At 70.6% G+C, this 15,430-nt stretch carries 15 protein-coding genes; 6 read left to right on the top strand and 9 right to left on the bottom strand.

What is annotated here, in order from left to right; all coding sequences use genetic code 11:
• Positions 1–22 precede the first annotated feature (22 nt).
• Both EDF27_RS05825 and EDF27_RS05820 read right to left on the bottom strand, forming a co-directional pair.
• Positions 23–964, bottom strand: a complete 942-nt coding sequence (locus tag EDF27_RS05825; RefSeq protein WP_132047703.1) for a DUF2090 domain-containing protein — start codon at positions 962–964, stop codon at positions 23–25.
• A 24-nt stretch (positions 965–988) separates the two neighbouring features.
• Positions 989–2,134: a glycerol dehydrogenase gene (locus tag EDF27_RS05820; RefSeq protein WP_123656305.1), complete on the bottom strand. Its 1,146-nt coding sequence runs from the start codon at positions 2,132–2,134 to the stop codon at positions 989–991.
• 132 nt (positions 2,135–2,266) lie between these two features.
• On the opposite strand from EDF27_RS05820, the gene EDF27_RS05815 reads away from it, so the two are divergent.
• Complete coding sequence (locus EDF27_RS05815) at positions 2,267–3,160, top strand: neutral zinc metallopeptidase (protein ID WP_132047701.1); 894 nt, start codon at positions 2,267–2,269, stop codon at positions 3,158–3,160.
• Positions 3,161–3,231: 71 nt separating this feature from the next.
• On the opposite strand, the gene EDF27_RS05810 is transcribed toward EDF27_RS05815, so the two are convergent.
• Positions 3,232–4,200 (bottom strand): thioredoxin domain-containing protein, encoded by a 969-nt coding sequence (locus EDF27_RS05810; protein ID WP_132047699.1) that lies wholly within the window; start codon positions 4,198–4,200, stop codon positions 3,232–3,234.
• 279 nt (positions 4,201–4,479) lie between these two features.
• Between EDF27_RS05810 and ugpC the strand changes: the two genes are divergently transcribed.
• The gene (gene ugpC / locus EDF27_RS05805) at positions 4,480–5,580 is read left to right on the top strand and encodes a sn-glycerol-3-phosphate ABC transporter ATP-binding protein UgpC (protein WP_123656308.1); all 1,101 of its coding nucleotides are present in this window, start codon (positions 4,480–4,482) and stop codon (positions 5,578–5,580) included.
• A gap of 119 nt (positions 5,581–5,699) precedes the next feature.
• Positions 5,700–7,010, top strand: coding sequence for a DUF4032 domain-containing protein (locus tag EDF27_RS05800; protein ID WP_123700799.1), 1,311 nt, complete (start codon positions 5,700–5,702; stop codon positions 7,008–7,010).
• A 98-nt stretch (positions 7,011–7,108) separates the two neighbouring features.
• Here the strand turns inward: EDF27_RS05800 and rlmB are convergent, their stop codons facing one another.
• Genes rlmB through EDF27_RS05780 form a run of 4 tightly spaced genes read right to left on the bottom strand, consistent with a single transcriptional unit; the run spans position 7,109 to position 11,310 of the window.
• Positions 7,109–8,119: a 23S rRNA (guanosine(2251)-2'-O)-methyltransferase RlmB gene (rlmB, locus tag EDF27_RS05795; protein WP_123656310.1), complete on the bottom strand. Its 1,011-nt coding sequence runs from the start codon at positions 8,117–8,119 to the stop codon at positions 7,109–7,111.
• A gap of 22 nt (positions 8,120–8,141) precedes the next feature.
• Entirely contained in the window at positions 8,142–9,551 is a 1,410-nt protein-coding gene (gene cysS / locus EDF27_RS05790) for a cysteine--tRNA ligase (RefSeq protein WP_132047697.1), read from the bottom strand.
• A 33-nt stretch (positions 9,552–9,584) separates the two neighbouring features.
• The gene (ispD, locus tag EDF27_RS05785) at positions 9,585–10,805 is read right to left on the bottom strand and encodes a 2-C-methyl-D-erythritol 4-phosphate cytidylyltransferase (RefSeq protein WP_132047695.1); all 1,221 of its coding nucleotides are present in this window, start codon (positions 10,803–10,805) and stop codon (positions 9,585–9,587) included.
• 22 nt (positions 10,806–10,827) lie between these two features.
• Positions 10,828–11,310: a CarD family transcriptional regulator gene (locus EDF27_RS05780; protein WP_017888066.1), complete on the bottom strand. Its 483-nt coding sequence runs from the start codon at positions 11,308–11,310 to the stop codon at positions 10,828–10,830.
• A gap of 146 nt (positions 11,311–11,456) precedes the next feature.
• Here EDF27_RS05780 and EDF27_RS19605 point away from each other — a divergent pair, with 146 nt between their 5' ends.
• Positions 11,457–12,068, top strand: coding sequence for a hypothetical protein (locus EDF27_RS19605; RefSeq protein ID WP_165931369.1), 612 nt, complete (start codon positions 11,457–11,459; stop codon positions 12,066–12,068).
• A 95-nt stretch (positions 12,069–12,163) separates the two neighbouring features.
• On the opposite strand, the gene EDF27_RS05775 is transcribed toward EDF27_RS19605, so the two are convergent.
• Both EDF27_RS05775 and EDF27_RS05770 read right to left on the bottom strand, forming a co-directional pair.
• The gene (locus tag EDF27_RS05775) at positions 12,164–12,844 is read right to left on the bottom strand and encodes a response regulator transcription factor (RefSeq protein WP_123656313.1); all 681 of its coding nucleotides are present in this window, start codon (positions 12,842–12,844) and stop codon (positions 12,164–12,166) included.
• Entirely contained in the window at positions 12,841–14,007 is a 1,167-nt protein-coding gene (locus tag EDF27_RS05770; protein ID WP_123656314.1) for an ATP-binding protein, read from the bottom strand. The genes EDF27_RS05775 and EDF27_RS05770 overlap by 4 nt, the downstream gene beginning before the upstream one ends.
• Before the next feature lie 156 nt (positions 14,008–14,163).
• Between EDF27_RS05770 and phoU the strand changes: the two genes are divergently transcribed.
• Complete coding sequence (gene phoU / locus EDF27_RS05765) at positions 14,164–14,823, top strand: phosphate signaling complex protein PhoU (RefSeq protein WP_123656315.1); 660 nt, start codon at positions 14,164–14,166, stop codon at positions 14,821–14,823.
• Positions 14,824–14,889: 66 nt separating this feature from the next.
• Complete coding sequence (locus tag EDF27_RS05760) at positions 14,890–15,429, top strand: AAA family ATPase (protein ID WP_132047693.1); 540 nt, start codon at positions 14,890–14,892, stop codon at positions 15,427–15,429.
• The last annotated feature ends 1 nt before the right edge of the window (position 15,430 follow it).

The following is a 15,430-nucleotide window of genomic DNA, read 5'->3' as shown; positions in this document are numbered from 1 at the left end:
TTCGGCCCGACCGCCGCCGAGGTCAGATCGCGCCGGCGTCCACGCCGTGCTCGACGTCGCCCCTGGCCTCCAGCCACGTGTCGACGAAGTGCCGGTAGTTCGCGGCGATGAGCCCCTCGGCTGCCTCGGTGTCGAGGTGCTCACGGACGACGTCCTCGAGCGGTTCCTCCCAGTTGCTCCGGCCGATCGCGAACCCGACGAACCCGTCCACCGGTGCCGCCGTGCGGAGCCAGTGGTCGAGCTGCTCCTCGGGGGCGTCCCGACCGAGGACGATGCACTGCACCGCGTCCCGGCCGTCCCGCCGAGCCGTGGCGACGACCCGTTCGGCGTCGCTCCGGGCGTCGAGCCCCTCGAGCTTCCACACGTCCGCCTCGACCCCGTGGTCCTGCAGGTACTCGAGCACCTGCACGACGAGGTCGGGGCGGAGGTCACGGTCGTAGTCCTCGACGGACGCCTGCTGCTCGTCGGTCCCCGGCACCAGCAGCTCCACCAGGAACGGCCGTCCCGCGTCGTGCAGTGCCGACGCGACGGCGGCCAGATCGGACGCCTGCTGCGCGCGCCGATCGGCGTCGAACGACGGGTTGTCGCGGACGAGCACCTTCACCCAGTCCGGGTCGAACGCGTCGACGTGGGCCATCCAGTCGTCGCCGTACTCGAGCTCGAACCACTCGCGGCCGGACCGCTCGATCGGCATCGCGAGCTGCAGGCCGGCGTCCTTGGCGAGTCGTGCGACGTCCGCGCCGTACCGCTCGTCGACCAGGACGCCGGTGTGCTCCCGCGCGGCACCGGCGGCGAGCGCGGTCAGGACGCCGCGGTAGACGAGCTGCTTGCCGGCGCGGACGCGTTCGGCCTCGGCTTCGTCGATCGGTTCGCCGCCGGACTCGTCGTACGTGTGCTCGAGGAGCGACGAACGCTGGTCCATCGCGAACAGGAACAGGGGGTGGGCTGCATCGAGTACGGGCATGCTCCGTTGCTACTCCCTCAGTCCTCAGTGCTTCGCAACGTACCGGACGGGCTCCGGCAGGCCGTGCGCGGCGCGGATCGACCGGGACAGCCCCTCGATCGCGACGAGTGCGTCGACGACGAGCTCGGGCGTGACCGGGAACGGCATGTTGTGGATGGTCTCGGTCTCGACCGTGGCGGCTTCGGCGACCGCGCGGAGTTCCGTCGTGTCGTCGACGGAGAGCCCGATCTCGGTGAGGGTGTTCGGCAACCCGACCTTCGTGGTGAAGACGACGAAGTCCTCGATCTCCTCGGCCGGGGCACCCTCCATCACGAGCTGCGCGATGGTGCCGACGTTGACCTTCTGCCCGTGGGCCAGGCCGTGTGCCTGCGGGGCGGCGGTCAGCCCGTTGTGGATCGCGTGCGCGGCGGCGAGGCCGCCGGACTCGAAGCCGAGGCCGGAGAGCAGCGTGTTCGCCTCGACGACCTTCTCGAGCGCGGGGGTGACGACCTTCGCCTTGACCGCCTCGATTGCCTGCAGGGCGTTCTCGTGCAGCAGCGTCCACGACAGCTCGGCGAGTGCGACGCCGGTCTCGGTCTGCAGCCCACCGGCCATGGTGTCCGCGTGCGCGCGCTTGGCGGCTCGGGCCTCGACCCAGGTGGCCAGGGCATCGCCGATGCCCGCGATCAGGAACTGGACGGGCGCGTTCGCGACGAGCTGGGTGTCGATGAGCACCAGGTCGGGGTTGTGCGGGAAGAGGCGGTACTCGATGAACTCGCCCTCCTCGGAGTAGATCACCGCGAGCGCCGAGGTCGGGGCGTCCGTCGAGGCCGCCGTCGGGACGCTGACCCAGCGGATGCCGGCGAGGTGGCCCGATGCCTTCGCCGCGTCGATGGCCGAACCGCCGCCGAGCCCGACGACGACGTCGGAGCCGGTCTCCTGGATCTTCGCGACGAGCTCGTCCACCGCCGCCGGGGTGGCGAACCGGCCGAACCCGACACGCTCGACGGGCAGATCGGCCGCCGTGAAGCTCTCGGTGAGCTTCGCCTCGACGATCCCCCACACGACGTCGTCGGCGACGATGAGCGGCTTGGTGCCGATCGGGGCGATGAACTCGCCGACCCGGGTGATCGCATCACGACCCTGCACGTAGCGGGCGGGGCTCATCACGGTGTTGATGGGGGTGGGCATGGCTGCTTCCTTCCGTGTTGCGCGACAGGTGTCGGTTCGTGCCGTCCTCCGCGACGCTACGCGCCGCACCACAACGCGCCATCCGTCCGAGGCGCCGCACCGCGACGTGCCATCCGTCCGTAGGTTCGGTGCATGACGTTCAACGACGACTCCCAGCTGCGGGGCGGCAAGGTCAAGCGGCGCGGGCGCACCACGGCGATCGCCGGCGGTGGTGTCGGCGTCGCGGCCGTCGTCGTGTTCCTGATCGCCCAGTTCACCGGCGTCGACCTCAGCGGACTCGTCGGTGACGGTGGCGGCGTGACCCAGATCCAGGACGCCGGCTCCGAGGCGTCACCGGTCGCCGAGTGCCGCACCGGGCGGGACGCGAACGCCAGCATCGACTGCCGGATGGAGGGCGCGGCGGAGTCGCTGGACACGTACTGGACGGCCGAGAGCCGCCAGCTCGGGATCGGGTACACCTCCCCGGACTTCTTCCTGTTCGACGGGTCCACGGACACCGCATGCGGGACGGCATCCGCCGCGACCGGCCCGTTCTACTGCCCGCCCGACAAGGCGATCTACCTCGACACCGCGTTCTACGACGACCTGCAGTCGCAGTACGGGTCCTCCGGCGGTCCCCTCGCGCAGATGTACGTCGTCGCGCACGAGTGGGGGCACCACGTGCAGCAGCTCCAGGGCACGTTCGCCGACACCGACCGGAGCGGGACCGGGGCGTCCTCCGGCAGCGTCCGCGTCGAGCTGCAGGCGGACTGCTACGCCGGCGCCTGGGTCGGTGACGCGGCCACGACGAAGTCCGCGAACGGCACGACCTTCTTCGAGCCGATCACCCGCGCGCAGATCGCCGATGCACTGTCCGCCGCGAGCGCGGTCGGCGACGACAGCATCCAGCAGCGCTCGAGCGGGCGCGTCGACCCGGACTCGTTCACGCACGGGTCGAGCGCGCAGCGGCAGCGGTGGTTCGAACGCGGGTACGAGCAGGGCGCGACGTCCTGCGACACGCTCAGCGTCCCCGGCTCGTCCCTCTAGCCGCGCCGACGCCGGGCCGGGCCGGGCCTGGCCGGGCCGGGCCTGGCCGGGCCGGGCCGGGCCGGGCCGGATCAGCTGGCAGAAGCGGAAGCGGACGGTGTCGGCGTCGGCGTCGACGTCGGCGTCGGCGTCGGCGTCGCCGAGCCCGACGGGGTCGGCGTCGGCGTCGGGGTCTCCTCACCGGAGCCGGCGGCCGTGATCACGAAGGTGCGGAACTCGTCGTTGGTGAACGGCTGCGAGTACTCGTACCGCTGCCCGTTCACGAGCACGAGCGGCGTGCCCGGGAACTCCGTCAGCGTCGAGCCGGGGATGTCGCCCCCGGTCACCGCACTGGTGCGTTCGTCGACCCACTTGCCGTAGTGCTGCTCGTCGATGCACTTCGCGATGGTCGACTTCGACCGGATGCCCGACACCCCGGTGACGAGCTTCGTCAGCTGCGCGTCGGTGAGCCCGGCCGTGCCCTCCTCCGGCTGCTTCGCGAAGAGCGCCTGGTTCACGGCCCAGAACTGGTCCGGCGACGACTCGGCCACGCACGCCGCGGCGTTGGCGGCACGCAGGGAGTACTTCGTGCCCTGCGAGCGGTTCGACAGGATCGCGATCGGGTGGATGTCCACCGTCGCGGCGCCCGAGTCGAGGAGCCCCTCGATGTAGTCGCTGTTCGTGTGCTCGAAGTCGCCGCAGATCGGGCAGAGGTAGTCGATGTACATCGTGATGCGCACCGGGTCGGCGCCGGCGGTGGCCGACGGCGTCGGCGTCGAGGACGAGGCCCCGGACACGGCCTTGAGGTCCTGGCCGATGGTGATGCCGCCCTGCGACATCGACGACGGGCCCGGACCGGCGGGCTTCGTCGAGTCGACGAGCACGAGCGTCACGACGGTCGCGGCGGCGAGGAGCACGACGCCGAGTCCGATCTGCAGTCCGAGGCGGAGACCACGCTGCCGGCGCTTGTGCTGGAGTCGGGCGCGCTGGGCGCGCTCGCGTGCTGCTGCTCGGCGCTGGTTCCGCTCGGCGCGGGCTTCACCCTCGGGGCGGTTCGTCATGGGATTCCGGGTCCTCCTGATCGGGGTCCGCACGCGCTCACCCCCGCACGGCGGACGGACCCGAATGATCGTAGTGGGGGGCTCTGGGAACCACCCAATCAGCGCTGGGAGTCCGCCGACCGCTTCCGTCCGTGGGGAAAGTGGCACTGGCGCACCCAGGAGAACTCGTGTTGTATGAACCTCGATGGTCGACGGCGACCATCCGGGGCCCCAACGGGCACACCGCTTCACTCGGATCGTCCGGCACGTACCTGCCGGTGGAGAAAGGACCGAACGCTCATGGCGTCCGTCACCTATGACAAGGCAACCCGTCTCTACCCCGGAGGCAACCGCCCCGCGGTGGACTCCCTCGACCTGGACGTCGCCGACGGCGAGTTCCTCGTCCTCGTCGGCCCGTCGGGCTGTGGCAAGTCGACCTCGCTGCGCATGCTCGCGGGTCTGGAAGAGGTCAACTCCGGCGCGATCCGCATCGGTGACCGCGACGTCACCGACGTCCCGCCGAAGGACCGCGACATCGCGATGGTCTTCCAGAACTACGCGCTGTACCCGCACATGACCGTCGCCGAGAACATGGGCTTCGCGCTCAAGATCGCCGGCATCGGCAAGGAAGAGCGCGCCACCCGCGTGCAGGAAGCCGCCAAGCTCCTCGACCTCGAGCAGTACCTCGGCCGCAAGCCGAAGGCGCTCTCCGGTGGTCAGCGTCAGCGCGTCGCGATGGGCCGCGCGATCGTCCGTCAGCCGCAGGTGTTCCTCATGGACGAGCCGCTGTCGAACCTCGACGCCAAGCTCCGCGTGCAGACCCGTACGCAGATCGCCTCGCTGCAGCGTCGTCTCGGCGTCACCACGGTCTACGTCACGCACGACCAGACCGAGGCGCTGACCATGGGTGACCGCATCGCGGTCCTCAAGGACGGCATCCTCCAGCAGGTCGGCACCCCGCGCGACCTCTACGAGAAGCCGAACAACGTGTTCGTCGCCGGCTTCATCGGTTCGCCGGCGATGAACCTGCTCCCGGCCTCCGTGGTCGAGGGCGGCATCACCTTCGGCTCGCTCAACCACCCGGTCGACCGCGACACGCTCGGCAACGCGCGTTCCGGTTCGGTCACGGTCGGCGTCCGCCCCGAGGACATCATCGTCTCGAACTCGGGCGAAGGCCTCCCCGTCACCGTCGACGTCGTCGAAGAGCTCGGCGCCGACGGCTACCTGTACGGCCACGCCGATGTGAACGGTACGCGTACCGACATCGTCACCCGCGTCGACGGCCGCAACCACCCCTCGATCGGCGACACCATCGTCGTGAGCCCGAAGCAGGGCCACGTCCACGTGTTCGACTCCGAGTCCGGTGAGCGTCTCGACGACAAGGCCGTCGTCAGCGCCTAGGAAGCGCACCACCCGGGAGCCCGCGCCCGCCTCACAAGGGCGGGTGGCGGGCTCTCGTCGTTCCGCACCGGCGGCCTGGGCCCACGCCGCCGGTACCCGCACCGCCAGAAGGACCCACCGTGCCCGAATCGCTCTCCATCACCGCAGCCACCGTGGATCCCGGTCTGCTCGACCTGCCGTGGGACCTGCCCCTCGACGCGTGGCCCGAGGAGACGATCGTCGCGCTGCCGAAGGGCATCTCCCGGCACCTGGTCCGGTTCGTGCACCTCGGCGGGTACGTCGTCGCCGTGAAGGAGACCGGCGAGGAGATCGCCCGTTCCGAGTACGAGATGCTCCGCACCCTGCAGCGGATGGACGTGCCGTGCGTGGACCCGGTCGCCGTCATCACGAACCGGTTCAGCGCGGACGGTGAACCGCTGCACCCCGTGCTCGTCACCCGGCACCTGCGCTTCTCGCTCCCCTACCGCGCGCTGTACTCGCAGACGCTGCGCCCGGACACCGCCACCCGGCTCGTCGACGCGCTCGCCCTGCTCCTCGTGCGCCTGCACATCCTCGGCTTCTACTGGGGCGACGTCTCGCTGTCGAACACGCTGTTCCGCCGCGACGCCGGGTCCTTCGCCGCGTACCTGGTGGACGCCGAGACCGGCAAGCTCTACCCGGGCGGGCTGTCGAACGGGCAGCGCGAGAACGACCTCGAGGTGGCGCGGGTCAACATCGCGGGTGAGCTCCTCGACCTCGAAGCCGGTGGGCGCCTCGACGAGAACGCCGACGCGGTGGACGTCTCGAACCGCATCGTCGCGCAGTACCGCACGCTGTGGAAGGAACTGACCGGCACCGAGCAGTTCGACGCCAAGGAGCGCTGGCGCATCAACGACCGCGTGGAGCGTCTCAACGCCCTCGGGTTCGACATCGAGGAGCTGTCGATCAACGCGGCCCCCGGTGGTGGCGAGGTCCGGATCCAGCCGAAGGTCGTCGACGCCGGACACCACCAGCGTCGGCTGCTCCGGCTCACCGGACTCGACGCGGGTGAGAACCAGGCACGTCGCCTGCTCAACGACCTCGATGCCTACCGCGCCCGGAACGGCCGCGACGAGCTCGACGAGGAGATGGTCGCGCACGAGTGGGTCTCGAAGGTCTTCGAGCCCGTCGTCCGGGCGATCCCGCGGGATCTGCGCGGGCGGCTCGAGCCCGCCGAGGTCTTCCACGAGCTCCTCGAGCACCGCTGGTTCATGTCCCAGCAGGAGGAACGTGCGGTCTCACTCCCCGAGGCGACCACGGCCTACATCAACGACGTGCTCCGGCACCGTCGGGACGAGCGCCTGCTCATCAACCCGCCGACCTCGTCGATCACGATGCCGATCCCGATCGTGGACGCCGACGGGGACGTCGACGAGTCCGACGAGGCCGAGGACTGGCGCGCGAACGTCTGACCGCTCGTCGCCCCACGCCCGACCCCCCAACGTGAGATCGCACTCCGTGTCGCCTTCCCGAACGGGCTGACGACACGAAGTGCGATCTCGGCGGAGGGCTACTCGGCGCGACGGCGCCGAGCGACCTCCCACAGGGTGACGCTCGCGGCGATGCCCGCGTTCAGTGACTCCGTCGCCGAGGAGATCGGGATCGACACGATCGCGTCGCAGGTCTCGGTGACCAGGCGGGACAGGCCCTTGCCCTCCGAGCCGACGACGATCACGATCGGACGGTCGGCGAGCTCGAGCGCGTCGAGCTGCACGTCCCCGTCGCCGTCGAGGCCGAGCACGAAGAGGCCCATCGACTTCAGCGACTTCAGGGTCTGCGTCAGGTTCGGCGCCATCGCGACCGGGGTTCGGGCGGCCGCACCGGCGGAGGTCTTCCACGCCGACGCGGTCACACCGACCGAACGACGCTGCGGCACGATGACGCCGTGGCCGCCGAACGCCGCCGTGGACCGGATGATCGCACCGAGGTTGCGCGGGTCGGTGATGCCGTCGAGGGCGACGATGAGCGGCACCTGGTCGCGGGAGAACGCGCGCTCGACGAGGTCTTCGGCGACGGCGTACTCGTACGCGGGGACCTTGAGCGCGACGCCCTGGTGCACGCTGTCGTGCCCGGTGATGCGGTCGAGCTCCGGGCGCATGATCTCCATGATCGGCACGCCGCGGTGGTTGGCGAGCGTCAGGATCTCCTTGACGCGGTCGTCGACCTCGATCCGGGCGGCGACGTAGAGCGTCGTCGACGGGGTCTTCGTGCGCAGCGCTTCGAGCACCGAGTTGCGACCGGTGACCAGCTCGGAGTCGTCGGTCTTGCGCTGCGGCGGGCGGCCCGTGCGGTTCTGCGGGCTGCTCGACGCGCCGTGGCGGCTGCGGGCGGCGTCGAAGCGCTCCTTCGCGGCCTTGCGCTTGCCGGCGGGGTGGTACGGGCGGTCCTCGGCCTTCGGCGTGGGCTTGCGCCCCTCGAGTGCCTGCGCACCCTGCCCGCCGGAGCCGACCTGCTTGTTGCCCTTGCGTCCGGAACGGACAGCGCCGGGACGGCCCTTCCGGTTCCCCGAGACGTTCTTCATGATGTACTCCTTCAGCGCCGCGCTACGCGATGCTCCAACGTGTTCCGGACGAGGTGTCCTCGATCGTGATGCCCGCTGCGGCGAGGTCGTCGCGCACGCGGTCGGCCGTGGTGAAGTCGCGCGAAGCCCTGGCGTCCGAACGCTCCTGCACGAGGCGTTCGACGAGGGCGGCGAGCGGTGCGGCAGAGGCGTCCTGACCGGCACCTGACCAGTGAGACGCTCGCGGGTCGATGCCGAGCACCTCCACCATCGCGGCCACCTGATGGTACGCGGTCCCGAGCGCTTCCGCATCGTCCGCGTCCAGGGCGGCGTTCCCGGCGCGCACGGTCTCGTGCAGCACCGCGAGCGCCTGGGGCACCGAGAGGTCGTCGTCCATCGCCGCGGCGAACGCGTCGGGGACGCCGGGAGCGTCCGCGAGGGACACCCCTTCGAGCCGCGAGACCGCCCGCCCCAGGAAGCCGGCGATCCGGTCGAGCGCCGCCTCGGCCTCGCCGAGCGAGCCCTCGTGGTGGTCGATCGTCGAGCGGTAGTGCGCGGCGCCGAGGAAGTAGCGGACGACGACCGGGGACGCCGATCCGAGGAAGTCCGCCGCGAAGATCGAGTTGCCGAGCGACTTCGACATCTTCTGCCCGCCGACGGTCACGAGTCCGTTGTGCAGCCAGTACGTCGCGAAGGGGTCGCCGGCGGCGGTGGACTGGGCGAGCTCGTTCTCGTGGTGCGGGAACCGGAGGTCGAGGCCGCCGCCGTGGATGTCGAACGCCGGCCCGAGGTACCGCCGGGACATCGCGGAGCACTCGATGTGCCACCCCGGACGCCCGGCTCCCCAGGGGGAGTCCCACGACGCGGTCGACGGTTCGCCGGCCTTGGCGCCCTTCCACAGCGCGAAGTCGCGGGCGTCGCGCTTGCCGCGGGGGTCGGCGTCGGCGGCCTCGACCATGTCCTCACGACGCTGCCGGGTCAGGTCGCCGTAGGACGCCCAGCTGCCGGTGTCGAAGTAGACGTCCCCGGAGTCGTCGGCGGCCGGGTAGGCGTGGCCGCGCTCGATGAGCCGGGCGATGATGTCCTGCATCTGCGGGATGCTCGCGGTGGCGCGGGGTTCGTACGTCGGCGGCAGGATGCCGAGCGCGGCGTACCCGGCACTGAACTCCAGCTCGACGCGGTACGCCCGGGCCCACCAGGGTTCGTCGGTGCCCGCGGCGAGGTCGAGCACCTTGTCATCGATGTCCGTCACGTTCCGGACGAGCGTGACGTGGTACCCACGGTAGGTCAGCCAGCGGCGCCAGATGTCGTACACCAGGGCGGAACGGAGGTGCCCGATGTGCGGCGAGGACTGCACCGTGGGACCGCACACGTACATGCTCACGTGTCGGTCGACCAGGGGGACGAGGTCGACGACGTCTGCGGCACGGGAGTCGTAGAGGCGAACGGTCACGCGCCCAAGCCTAGACGGGGACGTGCACGCGTTTCAGGAGGTGTGGACGAGTGCCGTCGCGATCGCCGCGAGCCCCTCGCCACGGCCGGTGAAGCCGAGCCCGTCGGTCGTCGTGCCGGACACCGCGACCGGGGCCCCGACGACGGCGGACAGCGCGTCCTGCATCTCGAGGCGACGGGCACCGATGCGCGGACGGTTCCCGATCACCTGGACGGTGACGGACGACGGTGTCAGTCCCGCGTCGGCGAGGGCTCGGACGGCGCCGCGGATGAAGACGTCCCCGGTCGCCCCGGCGTACGTCGGGTCGGCGGTGCCGAAGCGCCCGCCGATGTCGCCGAGCCCGCCGGCGGAGAGCAGGGCGTCGCAGACCGCGTGCGCGACCGCGTCACCGTCGCTGTGTCCGGCGAGACCGGGTTCCCCCGGGAAGTCGAGCAGCCCGACGCGGCACGGCGATGCGGCATCGAACGCGTGGACGTCGAGGCCCAGCCCGACCCGCACCGCGGCACCAGCACCGGCACCGGCACCGGCACCGGCACCGGTCCGTGACGCGACGATGGACGACGCCCGCTGCAGGTCCCACGCCGTCGTGATCTTGAAGGCGTCGGCGTCCCCCGGGACGACCTGGACGGAGCCACCGGCCGCCTGGAACACCCCGGCGTCGTCGGTCTCGGACTGCGTCGACACCGCGTACGCGTCCCGGAGCGCGGCGAGCGGGAAGCCCTGCGGCGTCTGCACCCCGACGAGCGCAGTCCGGTCGACGGTGCCGACGACCGCGTCGCCGGACACCTGCTTCACCGTGTCGGTGACCGGGAGCGCCGGGACGACACCGACGCCTGCGGACTCCACGGCGTCGAACACCGCGGCGAACTGCGACGCGGGCGTCAGGCACCGGGCGGCATCGTGGACGAGCACCGTCTCGACGGAGTCGGGCAGCGCCGCGAGACCGGCCTGCACCGAGGCGTGACGGTCGTCCCCGCCGGCGACGACCGCCGTGTACCCGACCGCGACCCCGGCGACGGCGCCGACGAGTTCTCGGCACGACGCGAGCAGCGCAGCCGGCGCCACCACGACGACGTACGTCGGCGACGCGAGCGTGAACAGCGGCGCCAGCGCGCGCGCGAGCATCACCTGCCCGGCGACGGGGACGAACGCCTTCGCCGTGCCCATCCCGAGCCGGGTGCCCGACCCCGCTGCAACGACGACGACCCCACGGACCGCTGGGGTCTGTGGGGTCGTCGTGTGGCTGGTGCTCACGCCCGGATCTGGCTGGGCACGATCAGGATGCGAGGACTTCGTCGAGGACGGTGGATGCCTTGTCCTCGTCGGTCTTCTCCGCGAGCGCCAGCTCGGAGATCAGGATCTGGCGGGCCTTCGCGAGCATCCGCTTCTCACCCGCCGAGAGACCGCGGTCCTGGTCGCGGCGCCACAGGTCGCGAACGACCTCCGACACCTTGATGACGTCTCCCGAAGCGAGCTTCTCGAGGTTCGCCTTGTAACGGCGAGACCAGTTCGTGGGCTCTTCGGTGAACGGTGCACGCAGCACTTCGAAGACCTTGTCGAGGCCTTCCTTGCCGATCACATCGCGGACGCCGACCAGGTCGACGTTGTCCGCCGGTACCTCGATCGTCAGGTCACCCTGCGTGACACGCAGCTTCAGGTAGACCTTTTCCTCGCCCTTGATGACTCGCGTCTTGACTTCAGAGATGGTTGCCGCCCCGTGATGGGGGTAGACGACGGTCTCGCCGACCTCGAATTGCATGTATCAAGCTCCGTTCCGCAACACTCAGTTTACCACAAGCGGAATTCGGGTAAGGGGACCCTGACCACGAGCCCTCCCAGGTGATCGCTAAGATGGGGGCGTGCTGGACCAGACGGCCGGCGCATCGTGATCTTCGGAGGATTCTCTTGCGAGCTCGGGTACTCGTGTCCGTCGCCGTTGCGGCAACCATCGCGCTCGGTGCAACCGGCTGCGAGTTCATCTCGCCGGCGCAGACCAAGGAGATCAAGCAGATCACCGACGGTGTGAACGTCACGACGGGCAAGATCGACGTCCGCAACGCGCTGATCATCTCGGACGGCAAGGACGACGACGCACGCTTCGTCGGCACGCTGATCAACAACAGCGGCACCGGCCGGACCGTCACGATCGAGGTCGGCGACGCCTCCGACACCGTGCGCGTCCCCGCGAACACCCACGTGGACCTCGGTGCGAACTCGCCGAGCGACTCGAGCAGCGCGGAGTCGAGCGTCCAGAGCGGCGCCGAGACCCAGGGCACCAGCGCCGGCACCTCCGACGAGGTCGTGTTCGCCGGGGCGGACATCGCGCCGGGCTCGCTCGTCAAGGTCTACTTCTCCTACCCGGGCGCCGAGGGCGTCTCCGCGAGCGTGCCGGTCCTCACCAGCGCGCAGGAGGAGTACCAGACCCTCGCGCCGACCCCCACCCCGACGGTGACGCTCCCCGTCGAGACCCCGTCGGCCACGCCGACGGACAGCGCGACCGCCACCCCCGCCGGCTAGGCACGGCAGGCGCACCAGACGCAACCGACCGGAGGCCCGGTGCGAGTCCCAGGGACTCGCACCGGGCCTCCGGTCGGTTCAGCCGTGGACGCGGCTCATGCCTCGATCCGGTACCCGAGACCGCGCACCGTGACCAGGACCTCCGGTGCCGACGGCACCCGCTCGATCTTCGAACGGATCCGCTTGATGTGCACGTCGAGCGTCTTGGTGTCGCCGAAGTAGTCCGACCCCCACACCCGGTCGATGAGCTGCCCGCGGGTGAGCACACGACCGGCATTCCGGAGCAGCAGCTCGAGGAGCTCGAACTCCTTGAGCGGCATCGGCGTCTCGGACCCGTCGACGGACACCGTGTGGCGCTCGACGTCCATCTTGATCCCGCCGACCTGCAGCACGCCGCTGTCCGCCGGGTCGTCCTCGGTGCGACGACGCAGCACCGCGCGCATCCGGGCGAGGAGCTCCCGGGTCGAGTACGGCTTCGTCACGTAGTCGTCCGCGCCGAGCTCGAGCCCGACCACGATGTCCACCTCGGAGTCCTTCGCCGTCAGCATGATGATCGGCGCGTTCGACCGCGTGCGGATCTGCCGACAGACCTCGGTGCCGGAGAGCCCCGGCAGCATCAGGTCGAGGAGGACGAGGTCGGGGTTCTCGGCGTCGAACTTCGACAGCGCCGTGACGCCGTCGGCAGCGACGGCGGTCTCGTAGCCCTCCCGCTGCAGGAGGAACTCCAGGGGCTCACTCAGGGCCGGCTCGTCGTCGACGATGAGGATCTTGGTCACGTTGGCTGCTCTTCCCGTTGCTCTTCGAGTGCTGTGGTCAGTTCGGTGTCCGCCTCGGGCAGGCGGATCGTGAAGGTCGAGCCCTTGCCGGGCTGCGACCAGACGCGCACGTCACCGCCGTGGTTCCCGACGACGTGCTTCACGATCGCGAGCCCGAGGCCGGTGCCGCCGGTGGCTCGCGACCGTGCGGGGTCGACGCGGTAGAACCGTTCGAACACCCGGTCGAGGTCCGCCTCCGGGATCCCGACGCCCTGGTCGGTCACCGCGATCTCGACGAACCCCTTGGCGCTCCGGACGCCGACACCGACACGGGTGTGGTCCGGGGAGTACTTGACGGCGTTCGCGATGAGGTTCGACACCGCGACCTGCAGGAGCCCGGGGTCGCCCATCACCCGGAGCTTCGACTTCTTCGCGCGGACGAGCTCGATGTCCCGGGCGCGTGCGACGACCTCGTTCGCGTCGGCGGCGGCCTGCACCACCTTGTCGATCGAGATCTCCTCGCTGGAGTCGAGCGTGTCCACGGACTGCAGCCGGGAGAGCTCGATGATGTCCTTCGTCAGGGCGCCGAGCCGCTCGGACTCGGTGATGAGCTGCCCGGCGAACTTCCGCACGTGGTCGGGGTCGTCCGCCGCGGCGACGAGGGTCTCCGACAGCAGGCCGATGGCGCCGATCGGGGTCTTCAGCTCGTGCGAGATGTTGGCGACGAAGTCACGGCGGACCTCGTCGATGCGCCGGGACTCGGTGAGGTCGTCGGCGGTCAGGAGCACGTACCGGTTCCCGAGCTGGGCGGCCCGGAAGCTGAGGTACCCGACGAGCTCCCCGCGTCGTCCGCGCGGCAGCTCGAGGTCCTCCGCGCCCATCTCTCCGCTGGCACGCACCCGGTCGACCAGGTCGAGGAGCTCCTGGTGCACGAGCCGGCGGCGGATGACCAGCCCGACCGTGAGCGCCTGCGGTGACGCGGCGACGACGGTGTTCGAGGGGTCGACGACCACGGCGGGGTTGTGCATCGTGGCGATGACCGCCGCGACGCCGTCCGGCAGGGTGCGCTCGGCGACGTCAGCTGCCCGTGCCGTGCGCTCGGCCGTGATGATGAGCCCGACGACACCCGCGCCGAAGACCCCGCCGAGGAGCATCGACAGTGGCACGAGCCACGCGTTGTCCATGCCGTCAGTGTAGGAGTGGACACGCGGGGTTCCGGCACCGTTCACCCCGGTTCCCGAGCACTGCCGCAGACCATCGCGAAGCGTTCAGTCCCAGGTCACCGTTCGTTCACCTGGGGTGACGACACTCTCCCGGTACGCAGAGAGAGGCCATCCCCCATGCGCGAAGTGTTCCAGCAGGAACTCCAGGACGTCCAGGAGCGTCTGACCGAGATCGCCGGGCTCGTCGAGTCCGCGATCACCCGGGCGACCGAGGCGTTCACCGAGTCGGACGTCGCCCTCGCCGACGAGGTGATCGCCGACGACGCGAAGATCGACGAGGCCGCACAGAGCCTGGACGAGATCGCGATCGACATCCTCGCGCGGCAGGCACCGGTCGCTCGCGACCTCCGTGTCGTCGTGACCGCGCTCCGCGTGAGCTCGTCGCTCGAGCGGATGGGCGACATGGCCGAGCACATCGCGCAGCTCGCCCGCCAGCGGTTCCCGGAGAAGGTCGTCCCGAAGGGCCTCCGCGGCACCTTCAAGAAGATGGGTGAGCACGACGTCGCGATGGCGCAGAAGCTCACGCGCCTGCTCGCGACGGAGGACATCCAGCTCGCCGAGGAGATCCGGGACGAGGACGACGCCGTGGACGAGCTGCACGCCAGCGTCTTCGACTTCGTGCTCGGTGAGACCTGGAAGGGTGCCCCGGTCGACACCGTGGACGCCACGCTCGCGTCCCGGTACCACGAGCGGTTCGCGGACCACGCGGTGTCGATCGCGAAGAAGGTGCAGTACCTGGCGACGGGTGACTGGGCCGGCGCGAACGCCAGCGTCTGACACGTCCCGACAGCGGCCGGCCCCTCGGGGTCCGGCCGCTGTCGTCGTTTCTGCGAGGATCGGTGCATGGCCCAGGTCGCGATCATCGTCAACGGCATGCCCGGTTCCGGCAAGAGCACGGTCGGTGCCGCCCTCGCCGAGGTGCTCGGCTGCCCGTTCCTCTCGAAGGACCGCATCAAGGAACCGCTGGCGGACATCGCCGGCCCGATGATCGCCTCGCGTCCGCTCGGCGCCATCGCGATGACCACGATGTGGGCGATGGCCGGAGCGGTGGAGCACGGGGTCGTCCTCGACGCCGTCTGGCTGCCGTCCCGTGACCGCGCCTTCCTGGAGGCCGGGCTCGCCTCCGCCGGGTCGCCGCGCGCCGTCGAGGTGTGGTGCGACGTCGACCACGCCACCGCCGTGGAGCGGCTGACGGACCGGTACGACCCGGGTTCGCCCGTGCGCCACGAGGTGCACGGCGACCTGACGGACATCCTGGCGTTCTGGGACGAGCACGGCCCCACCGCGGGGCCGATCGGCCTGGGGCCCGTCGTCCGGGTGGACACGACGCGGTCCTACGACGTCGGCCAGCTCGTGCAGGAGATCGCGTCCCACTTCGTCTGAG

The organism is Curtobacterium sp. PhB136 (genome assembly GCF_004346855.1).
Classification (GTDB): Bacteria; Actinomycetota; Actinomycetes; order Actinomycetales; family Microbacteriaceae; genus Curtobacterium.
The sequence above is the reverse complement of the archived record's forward strand: the minus strand, read 5'-3'. Positions and strand labels throughout refer to the sequence as shown.

What these genes read in the sequence shown, in the direction of transcription:
- EDF27_RS05825 (WP_132047703.1), bottom strand. Translation starts at nt 964, where the DNA reads ATGCCCGTACTCGATGCAGCCCACCCCCTGTTCCTGTTCGCGATGGAC.
- EDF27_RS05820 (WP_123656305.1), bottom strand. Translation starts at nt 2,134, where the DNA reads ATGCCCACCCCCATCAACACCGTGATGAGCCCCGCCCGCTACGTGCAG.
- EDF27_RS05815 (WP_132047701.1), top strand. Translation starts at nt 2,267, where the DNA reads ATGACGTTCAACGACGACTCCCAGCTGCGGGGCGGCAAGGTCAAGCGG.
- EDF27_RS05810 (WP_132047699.1), bottom strand. Translation starts at nt 4,200, where the DNA reads ATGACGAACCGCCCCGAGGGTGAAGCCCGCGCCGAGCGGAACCAGCGC.
- ugpC (WP_123656308.1), top strand. Translation starts at nt 4,480, where the DNA reads ATGGCGTCCGTCACCTATGACAAGGCAACCCGTCTCTACCCCGGAGGC.
- rlmB (WP_123656310.1), bottom strand. Translation starts at nt 8,119, where the DNA reads ATGAAGAACGTCTCGGGGAACCGGAAGGGCCGTCCCGGCGCTGTCCGT.
- EDF27_RS05780 (WP_017888066.1), bottom strand. Translation starts at nt 11,310, where the DNA reads ATGCAATTCGAGGTCGGCGAGACCGTCGTCTACCCCCATCACGGGGCG.
- EDF27_RS05770 (WP_123656314.1), bottom strand. Translation starts at nt 14,007, where the DNA reads ATGGACAACGCGTGGCTCGTGCCACTGTCGATGCTCCTCGGCGGGGTC.
- phoU (WP_123656315.1), top strand. Translation starts at nt 14,164, where the DNA reads ATGCGCGAAGTGTTCCAGCAGGAACTCCAGGACGTCCAGGAGCGTCTG.
- EDF27_RS05760 (WP_132047693.1), top strand. Translation starts at nt 14,890, where the DNA reads ATGGCCCAGGTCGCGATCATCGTCAACGGCATGCCCGGTTCCGGCAAG.